This window comes from Phycisphaerae bacterium (assembly GCA_035384605.1).
GTDB lineage: Bacteria > Planctomycetota > Phycisphaerae > UBA1845 > PWPN01 > JAUCQB01.
In genome coordinates this window covers 1-3,067 of sequence record DAOOIV010000226.1, presented here as the reverse complement: position 1 = coordinate 3,067, position 3,067 = coordinate 1, and the positions used below count along the sequence as shown (strand labels likewise).

Here is a 3,067-nt window from a genome sequence, read left to right as displayed (position 1 = left end):
GGCGGTTGCGGTGATTGTCGTCGGTCTGCTGCTTGTCCCGGGCGCGTATCTGCGTTTTCGGACCGAGCGAATTCGAAACGACCATCTTCGAACGATCGCGTCGGTCGAGGACTTGGTCACCAGCGGCGACTACGAGCGGGCGCTGGCCGAGGTGAAACCCATCCTTTCCAGCCGGTTCGTCGGCCCGGAAGCAGGGCTTCTGAATGCACGGGCATTGCTGGAGATGCAGAACCCCGACGCCAGCGTCGAGCAGTTGTTCAAACTCTTGAACGAACGGTCCGAAATCGCCGCCAACGCCCATTTCCTCCTGGCGAGGATCTACCTGGAGTCCGCAGCCCGCGATCCTCACATGAAGGACAAGGCGGAGATTCACCTGCAGCATGGCGAACGACTGCTGCCGAGAACGGCCGAGGCCTTCTTGCTACGCGCTGTCGTGTCCCAGACGGTCGAGGGGACTCTCCGATGGCTCGAAGAGGCCCTGCAACTGGATCCGGGAAATCCCGACGCCCGCCGGGCCCGCGCGCTGACTTGTTTGGCGCTCGGCGAATACCGCGACATGGAAACAGAGGCATCCATTATGATCGGGAGCCAACCAAGGAACCCCACGGGTTATTCACTTCGCGCCGTCGCGAGGCGTGAACTGGCGCTGGTCCAAAACGACAGTGATCTCCTGGGCAAGGCTTTGGCGGACCACAACCGCGCGATCGATCTGACGTCGCCATACGACAACCGCCTGGCGGATCTCCGCAATCAACGTCACCGGACTCTCGTGCGGATGGGCAGGTACGATGACGCTCTGACCGATATGCAGGCCTGTGTCCAGATGCAGCCTCACAACTCATCCTACCATTTCAATCTGTTTTGTGTGCTGCTTGCGCTGGGTCGGTACGAGAAGGCGCAGACAGAGTACGAGAGCATTCTCAAGTCCGGCCTGATGACCCCGATGCACTTCGATTCCCTGGCCGCCAAGTACGTTTCCGACAGTCTGTGGTCGAGAGGCTCTTGGCACCCTCAGGACAGACCACCGGTGGGAGAGGTCTTCGAGAACATGCACGCCGCGGCCAGGCAATACCATCGCCTTGCCGAGCGGGCCCGGCGCGTTGTGCCGGAAGGGTTTCATCCGAGTTTCTCCCCCGACGGCATGCAGTTGGCGTACAGTCGAGGCGTGCTCGGCGCCAGCGGGATCGAGATCCTCGATCTCGGCACAGGTAAGACCCGCCTCCTGACTGTGCCCGGCAAAGACCCGGCCTGGTCTCCCGACGGACGACACATTCTCTACGTTCGCGACCGACAGTTCTTGTCCATGCAGGACTTGGCGTCCCCGGAGCAGGAGAGGCCTCAGCAGTGGAAGCAGGAGGAGGTTTGGATCATCAAAGCCGACGGCACGGAGCGTCCGCGGCTGCTGGCCAAGGGCGGTTGGCCGAACTGGGCCGGCGATTCCAAGAGGCTCTACTACCACAGCCGTCTGGACAAGATGGTGTACTCTTTGTCGACCGATCCCAACAACCCCGATCCGAAGAAGGTGTTCGCATGTGAATCGCAGTTTCCCGTGGTGTCGCCGGATGAGAAATCGATCGCATTCATTGACCAGAAGACCGGCGCGCTCAAGATCGTGGATCTGGCAGAGGGGTCGGAGGCGGCATCCTGGCCGGGGCTTGGCAGAAGCAGGCCTTCGTTCATCTCCTGGTCGGCGGATGGCAAGCGGTTGGCGATCGGGTGTTATTGGCAGGGAGGACTCTGGGTCTATGACGCGGACGCGAAAGAGGCGACCCAGGTATTCGACGGTTCCTTTGCCTGGTGCGCCTGGTCGGCGCCCGATATGAGCCGCATGGTCATCGAGCGTGGGTTTGGGTCGTGGCATCACGAGATTTGGATCGCCGATGTGGTTCAAGACGGAATTCCGATTGTCGCCCATAAGAAATGAGACGCACGGGAACGGTCATAGCCAATATGGGAAAGGAGTGAAGAATGAGAGGCACAGTAGTGTTGATCGCGGTTGTTGTGATGGCGACGGCTTGTGCCGGCGTGGCAGCCGACTGGCCGCAACAGCTACGCGATCGTCGATCGCGCCAGTGGTGCCACGAAGTGGACGGCGACCCGGGTCGATCTCGTCTTCGGCTCGAACTCGGTACTGCGCGCCTACGCCGAGGTCTATGCGCAGGACGACGCCAGGGAAAAGTTCGTGCAGGACTTCGTGGCGGCCTGGACGAAGGTGATGAACGCGGATCGCTTCGATCCGGCCTGAGCGGCCTGATACATGAGCCCCGTGCAGCAGTGGATGCGGCACGGGGCTTTTTCATGGATGCCGCTCAGCGCAGCTGATCAGGCGGGCAGGTGGCCGGGTCGGATGCGAAGGCGGCGATGCCGCCATCCGCGAGCCGTTGCAGATAGCACGCGTAGCGGCCGTACCACGCGTAGGCCTGGTCATCGGCCAGCAGGCCGGGAACATTGGAGAAGCTGGCTTCGGCGATGTGCAGTTCCCCGTCGGCCGCAAGGCGCATCAGGCCGTCGACAAGCAGCAGGTCGGAAAACAGGTAGGCGGCGTGGCTCGGGGCTGCCCCGGTACGCGCAATCGTCGCGCTGAGGTCAAGGGGCGCGAGTTGTGCGATCGCCGCCTGCAACTCGCGGCGGCGCAGACTCGACTGTGGCTCGCCTGCGGTCGCCGCAAGTTGCCGTACGGCGGGCAGCAGGCCGCGACTCACCGGGCGGCTGATCGCCGTCAGCGTCGTTTCGCGGGGCAGTCCGGCATCGGCGATGCGCACGGCGATAAGGGCTCGGGCACGGGTCAGGTCGCGCTCATTCATCGGCTGCAGTTGGCAGGGCACCTCGGTCGTGCCTCGCAGGTGTTCGCAGAGCAGGCGATGCCAGGATTTCTGCCCGAGCGGGGCGGCGAACGATCGTTTCTCGCCGGCGATCTGCAGGCTGCCGCCGCCGATATCAAGCACGTGGGTGGTGGTCAGCCGGCGCCCCAGCAGCTGCCTGGCGGCATAGTGGCCATAGGCACCTTCCCGGTCGGCCGGCACGACCAGAACGGCGACGCCGGATTCCGCATGAATGCGTGCCAATG

Annotated in this window: 2 protein-coding genes and 1 pseudogene; 2 read left to right on the top strand and 1 reads right to left on the bottom strand. The window is 63.2% G+C overall.

All coding sequences use genetic code 11. From position 1 onward, the window contains the following. On the top strand, nt 1-1,924 hold a 1,924-nt coding region (locus PLL20_22105), incomplete at its 5' end, for a hypothetical protein (GenBank protein ID HPD32693.1). A gap of 99 nt (nt 1,925-2,023) precedes the next feature. Continuing rightward, nucleotides 2,024-2,245 (top strand): annotated as a pseudogene (locus PLL20_22100) (hypothetical protein). Between the two features lie 64 nt (nt 2,246-2,309). On the opposite strand, the gene PLL20_22095 reads toward PLL20_22100, so the two are convergent. Further along, nucleotides 2,310-3,067, bottom strand: a 758-nt coding sequence (locus tag PLL20_22095; protein HPD32692.1) for a hypothetical protein, incomplete at its 5' end; no start/stop codon positions are given.